Source organism: Pseudomonas tructae, assembly GCF_004214895.1.
In the GTDB taxonomy this organism is placed as follows: domain Bacteria; phylum Pseudomonadota; class Gammaproteobacteria; order Pseudomonadales; family Pseudomonadaceae; genus Aquipseudomonas; species Aquipseudomonas tructae.
Genome location: NZ_CP035952.1, coordinates 149181 through 165989 on the forward strand (window position 1 = coordinate 149181; position 16809 = coordinate 165989).

11 protein-coding genes and 1 pseudogene are annotated in these 16809 nt (G+C 63.1%); 5 read left to right on the forward strand and 7 right to left on the reverse strand.

Translation table 11 applies throughout. The features are described 5' to 3' along the window. Nucleotides 1–3: 3 nt before the first annotated feature. Both amaA and amaB read right to left on the reverse strand, forming a co-directional pair. A complete protein-coding gene (amaA, locus tag EXN22_RS00735) occupies nt 4–1290 on the reverse strand; it encodes an L-pipecolate oxidase (RefSeq protein WP_130262002.1) in 1287 nt (428 codons plus the stop codon). A gap of 96 nt (nt 1291–1386) precedes the next feature. Then, nucleotides 1387–2877, reverse strand: coding sequence for an L-piperidine-6-carboxylate dehydrogenase (amaB, locus tag EXN22_RS00740; RefSeq protein WP_130262003.1), 1491 nt, complete (start codon nt 2875–2877; stop codon nt 1387–1389). Between the two features lie 135 nt (nt 2878–3012). Here amaB and EXN22_RS00745 point away from each other — a divergent pair, with 135 nt between their 5' ends. Continuing rightward, a complete protein-coding gene (locus EXN22_RS00745) occupies nt 3013–3909 on the forward strand; it encodes a LysR family transcriptional regulator (RefSeq protein WP_130262004.1) in 897 nt (298 codons plus the stop codon). 95 nt (nt 3910–4004) lie between these two features. Continuing rightward, complete coding sequence (gene hglS / locus EXN22_RS00750; RefSeq protein WP_130262005.1) at nt 4005–5402, forward strand: 2-oxoadipate dioxygenase/decarboxylase HglS; 1398 nt, start codon at nt 4005–4007, stop codon at nt 5400–5402. A 67-nt stretch (nt 5403–5469) separates the two neighbouring features. Here the strand turns inward: hglS and EXN22_RS26560 are convergent, their stop codons facing one another. From EXN22_RS26560 to EXN22_RS00760, 3 genes and pseudogenes are all read right to left on the reverse strand, one after another. Continuing rightward, nucleotides 5470–6339, reverse strand: coding sequence for a methyl-accepting chemotaxis protein (locus tag EXN22_RS26560; RefSeq protein ID WP_407691951.1), 870 nt, complete (start codon nt 6337–6339; stop codon nt 5470–5472). Between the two features lie 45 nt (nt 6340–6384). Continuing rightward, nucleotides 6385–7449, reverse strand: a pseudogene (locus EXN22_RS26565) (Cache 3/Cache 2 fusion domain-containing protein); the annotation flags it as partial. Between the two features lie 155 nt (nt 7450–7604). Then, nucleotides 7605–8549 carry a LysR substrate-binding domain-containing protein gene (locus EXN22_RS00760; protein ID WP_130262007.1) on the reverse strand — a complete coding sequence of 315 codons (945 nt, stop codon included), beginning with the start codon at nt 8547–8549 and terminating at the stop codon, nt 7605–7607. A 156-nt stretch (nt 8550–8705) separates the two neighbouring features. Here EXN22_RS00760 and EXN22_RS00765 point away from each other — a divergent pair, with 156 nt between their 5' ends. Further along, nucleotides 8706–10097 carry a NorM family multidrug efflux MATE transporter gene (locus EXN22_RS00765; protein WP_130262008.1) on the forward strand — a complete coding sequence of 464 codons (1392 nt, stop codon included), beginning with the start codon at nt 8706–8708 and terminating at the stop codon, nt 10095–10097. Nucleotides 10098–10143: 46 nt separating this feature from the next. Here EXN22_RS00765 and EXN22_RS00770 read toward each other — a convergent pair whose 3' ends face one another. Continuing rightward, nucleotides 10144–11808, reverse strand: coding sequence for a putative bifunctional diguanylate cyclase/phosphodiesterase (locus EXN22_RS00770; protein WP_130262009.1), 1665 nt, complete (start codon nt 11806–11808; stop codon nt 10144–10146). Nucleotides 11809–12073: 265 nt separating this feature from the next. On the opposite strand from EXN22_RS00770, the gene rep reads away from it, so the two are divergent. Both rep and EXN22_RS00780 read left to right on the forward strand, forming a co-directional pair. Next, nucleotides 12074–14083, forward strand: coding sequence for a DNA helicase Rep (rep, locus tag EXN22_RS00775; protein ID WP_130262010.1), 2010 nt, complete (start codon nt 12074–12076; stop codon nt 14081–14083). Between the two features lie 63 nt (nt 14084–14146). Continuing rightward, nucleotides 14147–14719, forward strand: coding sequence for a xanthine phosphoribosyltransferase (locus EXN22_RS00780; protein WP_010225834.1), 573 nt, complete (start codon nt 14147–14149; stop codon nt 14717–14719). A 78-nt stretch (nt 14720–14797) separates the two neighbouring features. Here EXN22_RS00780 and EXN22_RS00785 read toward each other — a convergent pair whose 3' ends face one another. Then, nucleotides 14798–16711, reverse strand: coding sequence for an acetyl-CoA hydrolase/transferase C-terminal domain-containing protein (locus EXN22_RS00785; RefSeq protein WP_130262011.1), 1914 nt, complete (start codon nt 16709–16711; stop codon nt 14798–14800). Between the last annotated feature and the right edge of the window lie 98 nt (nt 16712–16809).

Consider the following 16809-nt stretch of genomic DNA (forward strand, 5'->3'; position numbering starts at 1 on the left):
CCGTCAGAGCACCACGCGCAAACACTGCCCGGCGTGATACAGCGAGAAGCCGGTTTCGTAGAACCCCGTGCGCAAGGCCGGCGCCGACACCGGTTTCATCGGCGAAAACGGGATCGGCAAGGCATCGGGATGGTCATGCAGCAGGTACTGGGCGAAGGCTTTGCCGATCACCGTGCCGGTGGTGTTGCCACGGCCGTTGTAGCCGGTGACGGCGACAAGCCCCGGGGCTGGCTCGAACAGGCGCATCAGGTGGTCCGGGGTGAAGTCGATACAGCCGGTCCAGTGCATTTCCCACTCGACCTTGCCCAGTTGCGGGAAGTAGTGGTTCTGAATCCGGTCGGCCCAACTGCGGATGAACCAGGCCGGCTTGTTGTCGACCCGGCCGAGGCTGCCGAGCAGCAGGCGCCCTTCATCATCGCGACGGATGCTGCTGAGCACCGTACGTGTGTCCCACGAGCCTTGGCCGTGCTTGAGCACGTTGTCGGCAGCCGCACCTTGCAGCGGCAGCGACGCCACCTGGTAGTAGTAGCCGCGAAAGAACTGGCGTTGCAGGTTGGACCAGTCGCCCTCGGTGTAGGCACCGGTGGAGATCACCACCTTGTCGGCACTGACCGAACCCTGGGCGGTTTTCACCCGCCAACTGCTGCCTTCACGCGCAAGGCCTTGCACGGCGGACTGCTGGAAGATCTGCCCGCCCAGGCGCTCGACCGCAGCGGCCAGGCCCTGGGTATAAGCCATGGGGTTGATGGTGCCGGCGCGGCGATCGAGCAGCGCGGCGGAAATCTTGTCGGTACCGCAATATTCTTCGCACTTTGCCCCGGTCAGCAGCTCGACATCGGCGCCGCGGCGGCTCCATTGCTGGTGGCGGGCTTCGAGGTCGGCAACGCCGGTGGCGTTGTGGGCCATGTGCAGGGTGCCGCTGTTATGGGCCTGGCAATCAATACCCAGGCGCTCGATGGTGGCGAACACTTCACCCGGCGCCTCGCCCAGCACCTTGTTCAAGCGGCTACCCTGCTTCTCACCGAGGGTCGCTTCGACATCGTCCGGGCGAATCCAGGTACCGGCGTTGACCAGGCCGACGTTACGCCCGGAGCCACCGTGGCCGATTTTCCAGGCTTCGAGCAGGATCACCGTCTTGCCCTGTTCGAGCAGGTGGAGCGCCGCCGACAGGCCTGTGATGCCACCGCCGATGACACACACATCGGCCTTGAGCTCGGCGCCCAGCACGCGAGATGACGCGGCGGGCTGGGTGACGTGCTCCCACAGGCATTGTTGATGCAGTCCTGGCATGGCCGGCTTCCTCTTTTATTCTTGTACGGTGGTGTCTTTATCGCGGGGCAAGCCCGCTCCCACAGTAGGAGCGGGCTTGCCCCGCGATAGGGCCCGTCAGTCGAACACAATCCCCTGCGCCAGCGGCAGCTCGCGAGAATAGTTCACGGTATTGGTCTGCCGACGCATGTAGGCCTTCCACGAATCCGAGCCCGACTCACGGCCACCGCCGGTTTCCTTCTCACCGCCAAAGGCCCCGCCAATCTCCGCGCCGCTGGTGCCGATGTTGACGTTGGCAATCCCGCAGTCACTGCCTGCCGCACTCTGGAAGCGCTCGGCCTCGCGCAGGTCAGTGGTGAAGATGCACGAGGACAGGCCTTGCGGAACTTCGTTGTTCAGGCGCAGGGCTTCTTCGAATTCGTCGTAAGCCAGCACATAGAGAATCGGTGCGAAGGTTTCATGACGCACCACGGCGCTCTGCGCTGGCATCTCGACAATGGCCGGGGCCACGTAATAGGCATTGGGGTACTGATCCTGAAGCGTGCGCTCGCCACCAAACACCTGGCCGCCTTCATCGCGGGCACGTGCCAGGGCGTCTTGCATGCCATCGAACGAGGCCTTGTCGATCAGCGGCCCGACCAGGTTGTCTTTGCGCGGATCACCGATGCGCACCTTGGCGTAGGCGGCTTTGACCCGGGCAACCACTTCGTCCTTGACTGAACGATGAACGATCAGCCGGCGCAAGGTGGTGCAGCGCTGGCCAGCGGTGCCAACGGCGCTGAACAGAATGCCGCGCACGGCCAGGTCGAGGTCGGCACTGGGCGCAAGGATCATCGCGTTGTTGCCGCCCAGCTCCAGAATGCTGCGGCCGAAGCGCGCGGCCACACGTGGGCCGACTTCACGCCCCATGCGCGTGCTGCCGGTAGCGCTGACCAAGGGTACACGCGGGTCGTCAACCAGCGCTTGGCCGGCGTCGCGATCGCCGATGATCAACTGGCTCAGGCCTGCTGGCGCTTCGCCAAAGGCTTGCAGGGCTTTCTCGAACAGGGCCTGGCAGGCCAGCGCGGTCAGAGGGGTCTTTTCCGACGGTTTCCACACCACCGCGTTGCCGCACACCAACGCCAGGGTGGTGTTCCAGGCCCAGACGGCGACAGGGAAGTTGAAGGCGCTGATCACCCCGACCACACCCAGCGGGTGCCAGGTTTCACGCATGTGGTGGCCCGGGCGCTCAGAGGCGATGGTCAGGCCGTACAACTGGCGCGACAGGCCGACGGCGAAGTCGCAGATGTCGATCATTTCCTGCACTTCACCCAAGCCTTCCTGGGTGATCTTGCCGGCTTCGATGGACACCAGCTCGCCCAGTTCAGCCTTGTGCTTGCGCAACACTTCGCCAAACAGGCGGATCAACTCACCGCGGCGCGGGGCCGGCACGTTGCGCCAGGCCTGGAAGGCGTGTTCGGCCTGGTCGATCCTGGCGCTCACCTGGGCTGGGCTTTCCAGGTGCACCGAGGCAATCGCGCTGCCATCGATAGGGGTGTGAACGGGATGGTTGCCGTGGGTATAGGCAGTGGCCGGAACACCGAGGCGGTCAAGCAGTCCATCAACCATTTTCTTCTCCTGCATGCGATGAGTGGTTGAAATAGTGATAGGGATCAGTATTAATCCGATCACTCTGGCGCAACAAACGACCTTTATTCTGCATATCATTCCGCCAGGTAATGATCTACCGGCTTAGAGACCGCTATGTCCAAACGTCTGGTGCCATCGATGGCCGCCCTGCAGTGTTTCGAGGCTGCCGCCCGGCACCTGAGCTTCACCCGTGCCGCCGAAGAGCTTCACCTGACCCAGAGCGCGGTAAGCAAACAGGTGGCCCAGCTTGAAGACATGCTGCGCCATCACCTGTTCCTGCGCATCCGCCGGCGCCTGCAACTCACACCAGCAGGCGCGCTGTACCTGGCCGAGGTCAACAAGATTCTCACGCAGGTCGATATGTCCAGCCGCTACATCATGTCCTACGGCGAACAGACCGAAGTGCTCAAGGTCGCTACCCAACCGAGCTTTGGCGTGCGCTGGCTGATCCCGCACCTCAAAGGTTTCGGCAAGCAGCATCCGAATATCCACCTCGACATCCGCAACGAGATGGAGCCCTTCGCCCTGCTCCAGGCCACCGCCGACGTGGTGTTCTTCTTTGGCCAGGGCACTTGGCCGGGAGCCACTTGCATCGAGCTGTTCGGCGAAGACGTGCTGCCGGTGTGCGCCCCTGAACTGCTGCAAGGGCGTACGCTCAAGGACGCCAGCGAACTGGCGGAGCTGGTGCTGCTGCAAAGCACCTCGCGCCCGCAGGCCTGGCACGAGTGGTTTCTGGAGCAAGGCCTGCATTCGGCCAACAGTTATCACGGGCCGCGCTTCGATACCTTCTATATGAGCCTCAGCGCTGCCCAGTCCGGCTGCGGCGTGGCCCTGGTGCCGCGTTACCTAGTTGTAGAAGAGCTGGCCGAAGGCAAACTGATCGTGCCCTGGCCGCACAGCATGCGCAGCAAAGGCGCGCATTTCCTGGCGTTTTCCGAGCATGCCGCAGAGGTGCCGAAGGTGCGCGCATTGGTCGACTGGATACGCGCGGAGCTGGACGGGCAAGATTGATATTTTTTGGAATGATAGATCGACTTTTTTTCGCTTGTGTCGGTACTGCATTCCTCGCTTTCATGTAAGGGTGCCCACTTACCAGGAAGCTTTCGATGCCCGCCCAAGAGTTCGTCAGCCCGGACAGCATTCGCGCGCAGTTCTGCGCCGCCATGTCGCTCATGTACAAGCAGGAAGTGCCTCTGTACGGTACGCTGCTGTCGCTGGTGAGCGAAATCAATCAGCAGGTGATGGCCGAGCAACCCGCCGTTGCCCAGGCCCTGCGCTGGACCGGCGAGATCGAGCGCCTGGAGCAGGAGCGCCACGGCGCCATTCGCGTCGGCAGCGCCGAGGAGCTGGCAACCATCGGCCGCCTGTTCGCAGTGATGGGCATGCAGCCGGTGGGCTACTACGACCTCAGCTCGGCCGGTGTGCCGGTGCATTCCACTGCCTTTCGCGCCGTGCACGAACAGTCGCTGCACATCAGCCCGTTTCGGGTCTTCACTTCGCTGCTGCGCCTGGAGCTGATCGATAACCCGGCGCTGCGTGAGCTGTCGCACAAAATCCTTGCCCGGCGGCAGATCTTCACCCCGCGCGCCCTGCAGTTGATCGAGCAATTCGAGCGTGATGGCGGCCTGAATACCGACGATGCCCGGACCTTTGTCGATGAAGCCCTGCACACCTTCCGTTGGCACCGGGATGCCACCGTGACCGCCGAGCAGTACCAGCTACTGCACGACCAGCACCGCCTGATCGCCGATGTGGTGGCCTTCAAGGGCCCGCACATCAATCACCTGACCCCGCGCACCCTGGACATCGATGCCGTCCAGCTGGGCATGCCGGTCAAAGGCATTGCGCCCAAGGCCGTGATCGAAGGCCCACCTCCGCGTCGCTGCCCGATACTGCTGCGCCAGACCAGCTTCAAGGCGCTGCAGGAAAAGGTCGCGTTCACCGATCAACGGGGCGAAGGCAGTGGCAGCCACACCGCACGCTTTGGCGAAATCGAGCAGCGTGGTGCTGCACTGACGCCCAAGGGACGTCAGCTTTATGACCACCTGCTCGATGCCACCCGCGCAGCCTTGGGCGGTGTCCCGGCCGAGGCCAGTGCCGAGCGCTACATGAGTCTGCTCAGCGACAGCTTCAAGGCCTTCCCGGATGACCTGGCACAGATGCGCGAACAGGATCTGGCGTACTTCCGCTACTTCCCGACCGAGCGTGGCCTGGCGGCGCGCGGCGATGCACAGCGACCGACGTCATTGCAAGGATTGATCGACGCTGGGCATATCCACTTTGAAGCCCTGGTGTACGAGGATTTTCTGCCGGTCAGTGCAGCGGGAATTTTCCAGTCCAACCTGGGCGATGACGCACAGAGCGAATACGGCAGCAATGCCAACCGCGAGGCGTTTGAACAAGCGTTGGGCAAGCCGGTGCAGGATGAGCTGGCGCTGTACGCCGAGAGCCAGCGGCGGTCATTGATGGCCTGTGCGCAGGCGTTGAATATTCCTCGGTTTTGAGGACCTTATCGCGGGGCAAGCCCGCTCCCACACCAAACTGTGTGAGCGGGCTTGCCCCGCGATAGAATCACCGCCCAACCCGAAACCTATCCACTTCCTGCCTCAACTGCCCCGCCAAGCCCTCAAGTTCCCGCGCCGTCGCCGCAAGGTTAGTCGCCACCTCACGCTGTTCGCTGTTGGCCAGGGCAATGCTCTGCAGGTTGCGGCTGAGCACGTTCGCCGTGCTGCTTTGCTCCTGGGTCGCGGTGGTAATGACGGCAAACTGTTCCCCCGCCGAGCGGCTGCGCTCATCGATCTGCGCCAGCGCCGCGGCAACCTTGGCGTTGCGCTGCAGCCCTTCTTGCATCAGGCGGTTGCCCTGCTCCATGGTGCTGATGGCGTTACCGGTTTCCTGCTGGATGCTGCCGATCATGGTCGAGATTTCATCGGTGGCCTGGCGGGTACGCGAGGCCAGGCTGCGCACCTCGTCCGCGACCACGGCAAAACCCCGGCCCTGCTCACCGGCCCGCGCCGCTTCGATGGCCGCGTTCAGGGCCAGCAAGTTGGTTTGCTCGGCAATCGAGGTAATCACCCCGACGATGCCGCCGATTTCCTCGGAGCGCAGGCCCAGGGTGTCGACCACTTCGGCAGTGCCGGCCAGGGCACGGGCAATCTGCTCCAGGGACGACGACGCCTGATCCATCGCTTCGCGGCCAATGCGGGTTTGCTGGACGTTGTCCTGGGCCATGCGCTCGGTGCTGCCCATGTTGTCGGCGATGTTCATCGAGGTGGCGCTGAACTGCTCGACAGCACCGGCCATACTGGTGATTTCACCGGATTGCTGTTCCATCCCCTCACACGCACCGGAGGACATTCCCGACAATGCCTGAGCACGGCTGCTGACCTGCTCTGCGGCTGTGCGAATGTGCTCGACCATGCTCGCCAGCGCTTCGCCCATCTGGTTGAAACTCTGCGCCAGCTGGCCGATTTCGTCGTGACTGGACACCTGCAAGCGCGCCTGCAGGTCACCGGCGCCAAGCGCTTGCGCCTGCTGCAAGAGCTCGCCCAACGGGCGTAGACGGCGGCGCAACAGCCACAAGGTAGCAGCGACTGCCAGCAACATCGCCAGCAAACTGCCGATGGCCAGCCGGGTACCGACGCTCCAGGTCACCGCGCGGATTTCGGCCTTCGGCATACTCGCCACCACGGTCCAGGGCCCGCCAGCAAACGGCGCGGTAACGCTGAACAACTGTTCCACACCGTCATCCCAGAAACGCCCTTCGCCCGCCGTGAACCCTGCAAGCGCCTGCGCCGCCTGGCTGTCCGAACGCACACCGGCTGGCGCTACCAGCCAGTGCTGCTTGTCATCGAGTACAGCCAGCGAGCCGGTCTGCCCAATGCGAAAGCGTGCAAGGTTGGCGAACTGGGCCTTTTGCGCATCGGTGTAGTCGAAGCCGACGAACAGCACTGCAATCACCCGACCGCTGCCATCACGCACCGGGGTGTACTGGGTCATGTAATCACGCTCGAACAGGTTCGCCCGCCCGACATAGGCCTGACCAGCCAGCAAGCGGGCATAGGCCGGGTGCTGGCGGTCGAGCAGCGTGCCGATGGCACGGCTGCCGTCCTGCTTGGTCAATGAGGTACTGATACGGATGAAGTCGTCACCGCTGCGCACGAACAAGGTGGCGACCCCGGCGGTCATCTGGCGGAAGTCATCCACCTGGCGAAAGTCGTTGTTGAGCAGTTGATCGCCCAGGTACAACGCGGGGGTAGAAACCCCGGCGACCGCCAGCGACTCACCCGGATGCAGCTGCAAGCCTGCGGCAAAACGCTTTTCGAACAGACCGCTCAGGCGTTGGGTGCTTTCACGCAGGGTGCCGTGAAAGGTGTCGAGCTGATCGGCGAGCAGTCGTGCTTCACTGGCCAAATGCTCCTGGCGAGTAATCAGGTTGGCGTTGTCCAGCGAACGCAGGGCAAACAGGGTGCTGCCGGTGATCACCACAGCCAGTACGAGGGCGAGGGCGATACCGAGCTGCGAGGCAATCCGGGCACGGGGTTGAGACATGGAAGCTCCTGGCAAGAGGGGCCGGGATCGTCCTGATCACGCTGACCGTCCGCATCGATACGGGTATCGAGCCATCTAGGCGTGGCTCTGCTCTCTCTGCTTCGGCGGCGCACAGCAATACTTGAGTGAGGAACAAGGTTATGCCAAGCAAACGATCAACTGCTGGTGATGGTTGCCGTTGCTGGCAGAATGTCGACCTTGGGTAGATCCATGGCCTGCGCTTCGCCTTGCAGAAAGTCGCTCAAGCGGCGCAGACGCTCGCCCCCCGGTCGGGTCTTTGGCCAGACCAGATAGTAGTCCAGGCCACTGGCCACTGCCGTCGGCCAGGGCAGGCTGAGCCGGCCCTGGGCCACGTCTTCGGCAACCATCAGCAAATCGCCCATGGACACGCCGTAGCCCCGGGCGGCGGCGATCATGCCCAGTTCCAGGGTATCGAACACCTGGCCTCCCTTGAGCGACACCTGATCGGTAAGGCCCATGCGCGCCAGCCAGCTGCGCCAGTCGCGCTTGTCCGGGGTTGGATGCAGCAGCTCGATCCCTGCCAACCGCCGCGCATCCCACGGCCCTTCCTTGAGCAACTCCGGCGCACCGACCGGGATCAGCAACTCGCCGAACAGCCGCTTGACCTCCCAGTCCGGGGGGAAGTGGCCATCGCTCAGCAGCACCGCACAGTCGAACGGTTCGTGGTTGAAATCGACATGATCGACGTCCATCCAGGCACTGGTCAGTTGCACTTCGTTGCCCGGCTGCAGGTGACGAAAACGGCTGAGGCGCGCCAGCAGCCAGCGCATGGTCAGGGTCGAGGGAGCTTTCATGCGCAAAATGTCATCTTCACTGCGCAATGTGCTGCAGGCCCGCTCCAGTGCCGCGAAGCCCTCGCGCACGCCCGGCAGTAACAAGCGCGCAGCTTCACTGAGCTGCAGGCTACGACCACTACGCACGAACAAGCGGCAGGCAAAGTGCTCCTCAAGGGTACGAATGTGCCGGCTGACTGCGCTCTGGGTGATCGATAACTCATCCCCGGCGCGGGTGAACGAACTGTGCCGAGCAGCCGCTTCAAAAGCCCGCAGTGCATACAGAGGCGGTAGACGACGAGACATGAAAGGCGGGCTCCGAGTTATCCACAAGCGATCATCAGGATCATACTCCCATGAGTTTTAATCATGCCAACCATCGCTATTATCCCTTTGTAGATAGCCGCTCAAAGGCTCAGACTTTCACGCTTTGATTCTTATCGCGCACGAAAGGACGACTCCATGCAGGCCGCGCCCACTCATGAACTCAAGGCTTTGCTGCGCCTGGCCGGGCCGCTGATTGCCTCGCAGTTGGCGCACATGCTGATGGTGCTCACCGACACCCTGATGATGGCCCGCATCAGCCCGCAGGCGCTGGCCGGTGGCGGCCTGGGTGCAGCAAGCTATTCGTTCGTGTCGATTTTTTGCCTGGGCGTAATTGCCGCCGTGGGTACCCTGGTGGCGATTCGCAAGGGTGCCGGCGACCTCGCCGGCGCCACCCGCCTGACCCAGGCCGGACTGTGGCTGGCCTGGGCCATGGCCTTGGTGACGGCAGTGGTCCTGTGGAACCTGGAGCCGGTGCTGCTGTTACTCGGACAGAGCCCAAACAACGTCGAGGCCGCCGCGCAGTTCCTGCTGTTGCTGCCCTTTGCCCTGCCCGGCTTCCTGAGCTTCATGGCCCTGCGCGGCTTTACCAGTGCCATTGGCCGTTCGACGCCGGTGATGGTCATCAGCCTGATCGGTACAGTGGTCAACTTCCTGCTCAACTACGCCTTGATCGAGGGCATGTTCGGCTTGCCGAAACTGGGCCTGGTGGGCATCGGCCTGGTGACGGCGATTGTCGCCAACTGCATGGCCGTGGCCATGGCCCTGTATATCCGCTGGCACCCGGCTTACGCGCCCTACCCGATTCGCCAGGGCCTGAGCCGCCCGTCGTGGCCGGCCTTGCGCGAACTGTGGCGCCTGGGCCTGCCGATTGGCGGCACCTATACCGTGGAAGTCGGCCTGTTCGCTTTCGCCGCGCTGTGCATGGGCGTGCTGGGCAGCACTGAGCTGGCGGCGCACCAGATCGCCCTGCAGATCGTCTCCACGGCGTTCATGATTCCGGCGGGCTTGTCATACGCGGTGACCATGCGTGTAGGCCTGTATTACGGCGCCGGTAACCTGTTGGGCGCAAGACATGCCGGCCGGACCGGCATTGGCTTTGGCGCGGCGATGATGCTGATGTTCGCCATCCTCTTCTGGGTGCTGCCAGACCCGCTGGTGGGGTTGTTCCTTGACCACGATGACCCGGCCTTTGCCGACATCATCCAGCTGGCCGTGAGCCTGCTGATGGTTGCCGCCTGGTTCGAATTGTTCGATGGCGTGCAGACCATCGCCATGGGTTCGATCCGCGGACTCAAGGACGCCAAGACCACCTTCCTGGTCGGGCTGTTCTGCTACTGGGTGATCGGCGCGCCGGCGGCCTGGTTGCTGGCCTTCAACCTCGGCCTGGGGGCGGTGGGTGTGTGGTGGGGACTGGCGTTGGGCCTGGCCTGTGCGGCGGTGAGCCTGACCCTGGCCTTCGAGTGGCGGATGAGGCGCTTGCTCGGCAGTGCCAGTGGGGTGAACAAGGTGACTGCTTCGGTGATTTGAAGGACCCCATCGCGGGGCAAGCCCGCTCCCACAAACCCCGCGATGCTTACAACGCTGCCGACTGCTGCATCTGGCCACGCAGCAGGTACGCCATCAACTCCTCAATCGGCAACGGCCGGCTAATCAGGAATCCCTGCACCTGGTCGCAATCAAAACTGCGCAACAGGTCCATCTGCTCCGAGGTTTCCACGCCTTCAGCCACCACCTCGAGGTTGAGGTTGTGTGCCAGGTTGATCATTGCATGCACCAGCTTGCGGTTTTCTTCGCGCTGCTCCATGCCGCCGACAAAGCTGCGATCGACCTTGAGCAAGGTGATCGGCAAGCTGTTGAGGTGCACGAACGACGAGAAGCCGGTACCGAAATCATCCAGAGAAAAGCGCACGCCCAGGCGCCCCAGGGCATCCATGGTCTGCTTGACCAGGTCATTGCGGCGCATCACTGCGGTCTCGGTCAGCTCGAATTCCAGCCAGCGGGCATCGACGCCGTGCTCGATGATCAGCCGGCTCAGGGTCGCCAGCAGCTGGCTGTCCTGGAACTGGCGAAATGACAGGTTCACCGCCATGTGCAGCGGCGCCAGGCCTTGTTCGCGCAGCGCCTGCATGTCGCGCAGGGCGCGGGAGATCACCCAGTAGCCCAGCGGCACGATCAGCCCACTCTGCTCGGCCAGCGGCACGAACTCGCTGGGCGGCAACAGCCCGCGTTCGGCATGCCGCCAGCGTACCAACGCCTCCAGGCCGACGATGCGCCCGTCGGCCAGGTTCAGCCGCGGCTGGTAGTGCAACTCCAGCTCGTCACGGCGCAGGGCCCGGCGCAGTTCGCTTTCCAGGTCGGCAAGGCTGCGGGCGTTGCGGTTGATGCGTTCGTTGAAGACGTGAAAGGTGCAGCCCTGGGTGCTCTTGGCCTGCTGCATGGCGATATGCGCATGCCACATAAGCGGGTCGGCGCCACCCTGGGCGCGGGCGTGGGCAACCCCCAGGCTGCAGCCCAGCAACAGGCTCTCGCCATCGACCCAGTAGGGTTCGGCCAGGGCTTCGGTGATGCGTTCGGCCATCCATTCGGCGCGCTGCGGCTCACGGCGGGTGTCGATCAACAGGGCGAACTCGTCGCTGCCCAGGCGCGCCACCTGGTCACCGGCTTCCAGTTGGCTTTTCAGCCGCCCTACCACTTGCAGGATCAGCCGGTCACCGGCCTGGTGGCCGAGGGCGTCGTTGGCATGGCGAAAGTTGTCGAGGTCCAGATGGCCGAGGGCGACACCGCGCCCGTCGTTGTCGGCCAGGCGCGCGGCCAGCAGGGTCTGAAAACCCTGGCGGTTGGCGATGCCGGTCAAAGGATCCTGCTCGGCCAGGCGCTGCAAGGTCGCTTCGAGCACGCCGCGCTCGCGCACATGGCGCAAGCTGCGGCGCAGGAGATTGCTGGTCAGTTGCTCGCGGACCAGCCAGTCACTGACCCCCAGTGGCGCTACCTGCGGCTCGTGTTCGAGCAGCAACACCATCGGCAGGATGCAGCGCCCCGGCGCCGGTTGCAGCGGCGGGGTCGCCAGTACCAGCGCATTGCGGTCATTGGCGAACAAGGTGTCGACCGCTTCCCAGTTCGGCGCGGTCAGCAGCACGGCCTGGCCCGCCATCGGCAGCAGACACTCGCGCAATGCAATGGCCCATTCCGGCTCATCGGCCAGCAGCAGCAAACGCAAGGGTTCGACGGGCGTAGACAAGCTGGCTCCTTAGGACGTAGACACACTCAAATGACGATGGGCCGCGAGGATGCGTATCCTAAACCATTAATGAAAATGATTTTCACTTAAAGTCATGCCATTCCATTGCCGACATCCCGCAGGTTTCGCCACGCATCCTGCGGGAAAGTATCAAATGCGGCAAATTTAGATCGCGTGCTGCGTCACACTGTCAGACGGTCGCGGCAGAAACTTTCTACCCCTGCTAAAATGCCCGGCTATTTTTCCAGCGTCCCCGGTTTTCGTCATGTCCCGACTCAACCCCCGGCAACAAGAAGCCGTGAACTACGTCGGCGGCCCTCTTTTGGTGCTCGCCGGTGCCGGCTCCGGCAAAACCAGCGTGATCACCCGCAAGATCGCGCACCTGATCCAGAACTGCGGCATCCGTGCCCAGTACATCGTGGCCATGACCTTCACCAACAAGGCCGCGCGGGAGATGAAAGAGCGGGTCGGTACCCTGCTGCGCAAGGGCGAAGGTCGCGGCCTGACCGTGTCGACCTTCCACAACCTGGGCCTGAACATCATCCGCAAGGAGCATGCGCGGCTGGGCTACAAGCCGGGCTTCTCGATCTTCGACGAGACCGACGTCAAGGCCCTGATGACCGACATCATGCAGAAGGAATACTCGGGCGACGACGGCGTCGACGAGATCAAGAACATGATCGGCGCCTGGAAGAACGACCTGATCCTGCCGCCCGAAGCCCTGGAGAAGGCCCGCAACCCCAAGGAGCAGATGGCGGCAATTGTCTACTCGCACTACCAGCGCACCCTGCGGGCGTTCAACGCGGTGGACTTCGACGACCTGATCCTGCAACCGGTAAAACTGTTCGAGGAACATACAGACATCCTCGAAAAGTGGCAGAACCGCGTGCGTTACCTGCTGGTGGACGAGTACCAGGACACCAACGCCAGCCAGTACCTGCTGGTGAAGATGCTGATCGGTACCCGCAACCAGTTCACCGTGGTGGGCGACGACGACCAGTCGATCTACGCCTGGCGTGGCGCTCGGCCAGAAAACCTGATGCTGCTCAAGGAAGACTACCCGTCGCTCAAAGTGGTGATGCTGGAGCAGAACTACCGCTCCACCAGCCGCATCCTGCGCTGCGCCAACGTGCTGATCGCCAACAACCCGCACGCCTTCGAGAAGCAGCTGTGGAGCGAGATGGGCCACGGCGACGAGATCCGCGTGATCCGCTGCAAGAATGAAGACGCCGAGTGCGAGCGGGTGGCCATGGAGATCCTCAGCCTGCACCTGCGCACCGACCGCCCGTACAGCGATTTCGCGATCCTCTACCGCGGCAACTACCAGGCCAAGCTGATGGAGCTCAAGCTGCAGCACCACCAGGTACCGTACCGCATGAGCGGCGGCAACAGTTTCTTCGGCCGCCAGGAAGTGAAGGACCTGATGGCCTACTTCCGCCTGCTGGTGAACCCGGACGACGACAACGCCTACTTGCGGGTGATCAACGTGCCGCGTCGGGAAATCGGTTCGACCACCCTGGAAAAGCTCGGCAACTATGCCACCGAACGCAAGGTCTCGATGTACGCAGCCAGCGAGGAGCTGGGCCTGCGCGAGCACCTGGACAGCCGTTTCACCGATCGCCTGGAGCGTTTCAAGCGCTGGATGGACAAGGTCCGCGAGCAGGTCGCCACCGAAGACCCGATCGCCGCCCTGCGCAGCATGATCATGGACATCGACTACGAGACCTGGATCCGCACCAACAGCTCCAGTGACAAGGCTGCGGACTTTCGCATGAGCAACGTCTGGTTCCTGATCGACGCGTTGAAAAACACGCTGGAGAAGGACGAGGACGGCGATATGACCATCGAGGACGCCATCGGCAAGCTGGTGCTGCGCGACATGCTCGAGCGTCAGCAAGAGGAAGAGGACGGTGCCGAGGGCGTGCAGATGATGACCCTGCATGCCTCCAAGGGCCTGGAATTCCCCTACGTGTTCATCATCGGCATGGAAGAAGAGATCCTGCCGCACCGCTCCAGCATCGAGGCCGACACCATCGAGGAAGAACGGCGCCTGGCCTATGTGGGCATTACCCGCGCACGGCAGACCCTGGCTTTCACCTATGCCGCCAAGCGCAAGCAGTACGGCGAGATCATCGATTGCTCGCCAAGCCGCTTCCTGGATGAGCTGCCCGCCGACGACCTGGCCTGGGAAGGCCTGGACGATGCACCGACCGAAGTGAAGGCTGCGCGCGGCAACAATGCACTGGCCGATATCCGTGCCATGCTCAAACGTTAGATAATCAACCTTTGCTGCGGCGTACTGCCGTGGCCACTCTTGCTACATCGAGGAAATACCACAGTGGAAGCACTGCACCAGAAGATTCGCGAAGAAGGCATCGTGCTTTCCGATCAGGTTCTCAAAGTCGATGCGTTTCTCAACCATCAGATCGACCCTGCGCTGATGCAACTGATTGGCGACGAGTTCGCCCGCCTGTTCGCCGATTCCGGCATCACCAAGATCGTCACCATCGAAGCCTCGGGCATTGCCCCGGCGGTGATGACCGGTCTGAAACTGGGCGTCCCGGTGATTTTCGCGCGCAAGCACCAGTCGCTGACCCTGACCGAGAACCTGCTGGTGGCTTCGGTGTACTCCTTCACCAAGCAGACTGAAAACACCGTGGCGATCTCCCCGCGTCACCTCAACAGCAGCGACCGCGTGCTGGTGATCGACGACTTCCTGGCCAACGGCAAAGCCTCCCAGGCGCTGATCTCGATCATCAAGCAAGCCGGTGCCACCGTTGCCGGCCTGGGTATCGTCATCGAGAAGTCGTTCCAGGGCGGCCGCGCCGAGTTGGACAGCCAGGGCTACCGCGTTGAGTCGCTGGCCCGGGTGAAATCGCTGGAAGGTGGCGTGGTTACTTTCATCGAGTAATTCAGGTCGTGCCTATCGCGGCAAGCCCGCTCCCACAGTGTTTTGCGGTGGGAGCGGGCTTGCCCCGCGATGAAGCCCTCAAGCAACCACTGTCGCCTGCAACCCCGCCAGCAACAGCCGCTGATACAGCTCCTCCTTCAGCCCCTGCGGCTGAGCCAGCCCCATCCGCGCCACCTGCGCAGCAAACGCCTCGGGTGCCGGTGCGTCCAGCGCCGCCTTGCCCAGCTCCAGCACTTCGCTCAGCTTGAACTTGCTCTTGAGCCAATTCAGCGCGCGCAACAAATCACGCTCCTCGGCGCTAAAGTCACTGCCCAGTGGATACTCCGGGAACAACCCTGAGTGCCTGGCCCGCAGTGCCTGCAAACGTTGCGGGGTGTTGTCGGTGAAGCGCTGACCCAGCCGGAAATCCTTCGGCAGCTTGCCGGCCTTCTGCGCCTGCTCGATCAACTGCGGCTGAAAACGCGAGTCACTGATCGCCAGCAAGCGGGCAATGACCTCGGCATCGGTCTGTCCGCGCAGGTCGGCAATGCCGTACTCGGTGACGACGATATCGCGCAGGTGCCGGGGAATGGTGCAGTGCCCATACGCCCAGACCAGGTTGGAGCTGACCTCACCACCGGCTTCACGCCAGCTGCGCAGCAGCAGAATCGAGCGCGCACCTTCAAGAGCATGGCCTTGGGCGACGAAGTTGTACTGCCCGCCGACCCCGCTCAGTACCCGGCCATCTTCCAGTTGGTCGGCCACCCCGGCGCCCATCAAGGTCATGCTGAACACGGTGTTGATAAAGCGTGCATCCCGGCGCTGCAGGCGCTTGAGCGACTCCTGGCCGTACAACTCGTTGATGTAGCTGATGGCGCTCATGGCAAAGCGTTTACGCAGGCTTGGCGGCATTTCCCGCAAGCGCTGGTAAAACGCCTGTGGGCCGAGGAAGAAGCCACCGTGAACCAGGATGCCCTGATCATCCAGCTGACCGTTGTTGGCTGCCTGCTGGCGTGCCTCGTCGGGATACACCGGACGACGGATGATCCCGGCCTCGACCAGCGCCAGCAGGCCGTTGACGAACATTTCGCTGCAACCATAAAGGCCATGGGCGAAGGGGTCAATGCCGCCTTCGCGTTCGATCAGGGCATACCAGGGTTGCACGTCGAGATCACTCAGCAATGCCTGATACGCCGCGCTGTCCGCCTGGCGCGCCAGCAGCGAGGCGGTGAGCGCATCACCCATGGCGCCGATGCCAATCTGCAACGTGCCGCCATCGCGCACCAGGGCGCTGGCGTGCAGGCCGATGAAATGGTCCTGGGTGGTAACCGGCATGTTCGGCGTGGAGAACAACCGGGTGCATTCAGGGCTGTCGATCAGCAGGTCGAAGTCCTCTTGCGCCAGCTCCGCAGCGCCCGGCATGTACGGCAGTTCGGCATGGACCTGGCCAAGCATCAGAATGGTTTCCCCGGCCGCTCGCCGGCGGGCGATCATTGGCAGTAGATCGAGGGTGATGTCCGGGTTGCAGCTCAGGCTCAGGTGGCCGGGGTGCGCCGGGTCTTGCGCCACCAGTTGCGCCACCAGGTTCAAACCCTTGGCGTTGATATCTCGCGCCGCATGGCTGTAGTTGCTGCTGACATAGTCCTGCTGGGCCGTGACGCTGTGCAACAAGCTGCCGGGCTGCATGAAGAACTGTTCGACACGGATATTGGCCGGTAGCTGGTCGCGACGCAGATCGTGCAGGTACTCAAGCTCGAAGTAATCGGCGAATACCCGCTCGATGAAGGGCTCAAGAAAGCGCCGCTGCAGGCCGTCGCCCAGGTCCGGGCGGCCCAGGCTCAAAGCGGTGTAAATGGTCAGTTGCCGCTCGGGCAACTGGCGGATCCGCGCATACAGGGCGTTGACGAATCGGTTGGGTTTGCCCAGCCCCAGCGGCAGGCCCATGTGGATATGCGCCGGCAGGCGAGCCAGCACCTCATCCACGGCATTGTCGATCGAACAGCTGTGCGCCATCTCGGCCTCCTGCGGCATTGCTTGAACAGGTTGGACCGAGCATGCCGCCTGATTGCAGCGCTGACCAGCGCTAAAAAGCACAAAGCCCGCACGTGGCG

What these genes read in the sequence shown, in the direction of transcription:
- EXN22_RS00760 (WP_130262007.1), bottom strand. Translation starts at nt 8,549, where the DNA reads ATGTCTCGTCGTCTACCGCCTCTGTATGCACTGCGGGCTTTTGAAGCG.
- hglS (WP_130262005.1), top strand. Translation starts at nt 4,005, where the DNA reads ATGCCCGCCCAAGAGTTCGTCAGCCCGGACAGCATTCGCGCGCAGTTC.
- EXN22_RS00765 (WP_130262008.1), top strand. Translation starts at nt 8,706, where the DNA reads ATGCAGGCCGCGCCCACTCATGAACTCAAGGCTTTGCTGCGCCTGGCC.
- amaA (WP_130262002.1), bottom strand. Translation starts at nt 1,290, where the DNA reads ATGCCAGGACTGCATCAACAATGCCTGTGGGAGCACGTCACCCAGCCC.
- rep (WP_130262010.1), top strand. Translation starts at nt 12,074, where the DNA reads ATGTCCCGACTCAACCCCCGGCAACAAGAAGCCGTGAACTACGTCGGC.
- EXN22_RS00745 (WP_130262004.1), top strand. Translation starts at nt 3,013, where the DNA reads ATGTCCAAACGTCTGGTGCCATCGATGGCCGCCCTGCAGTGTTTCGAG.
- EXN22_RS26560 (WP_407691951.1), bottom strand. Translation starts at nt 6,339, where the DNA reads ATGGGCGAAGCGCTGGCGAGCATGGTCGAGCACATTCGCACAGCCGCA.
- amaB (WP_130262003.1), bottom strand. Translation starts at nt 2,877, where the DNA reads ATGGTTGATGGACTGCTTGACCGCCTCGGTGTTCCGGCCACTGCCTAT.
- EXN22_RS00785 (WP_130262011.1), bottom strand. Translation starts at nt 16,711, where the DNA reads ATGGCGCACAGCTGTTCGATCGACAATGCCGTGGATGAGGTGCTGGCT.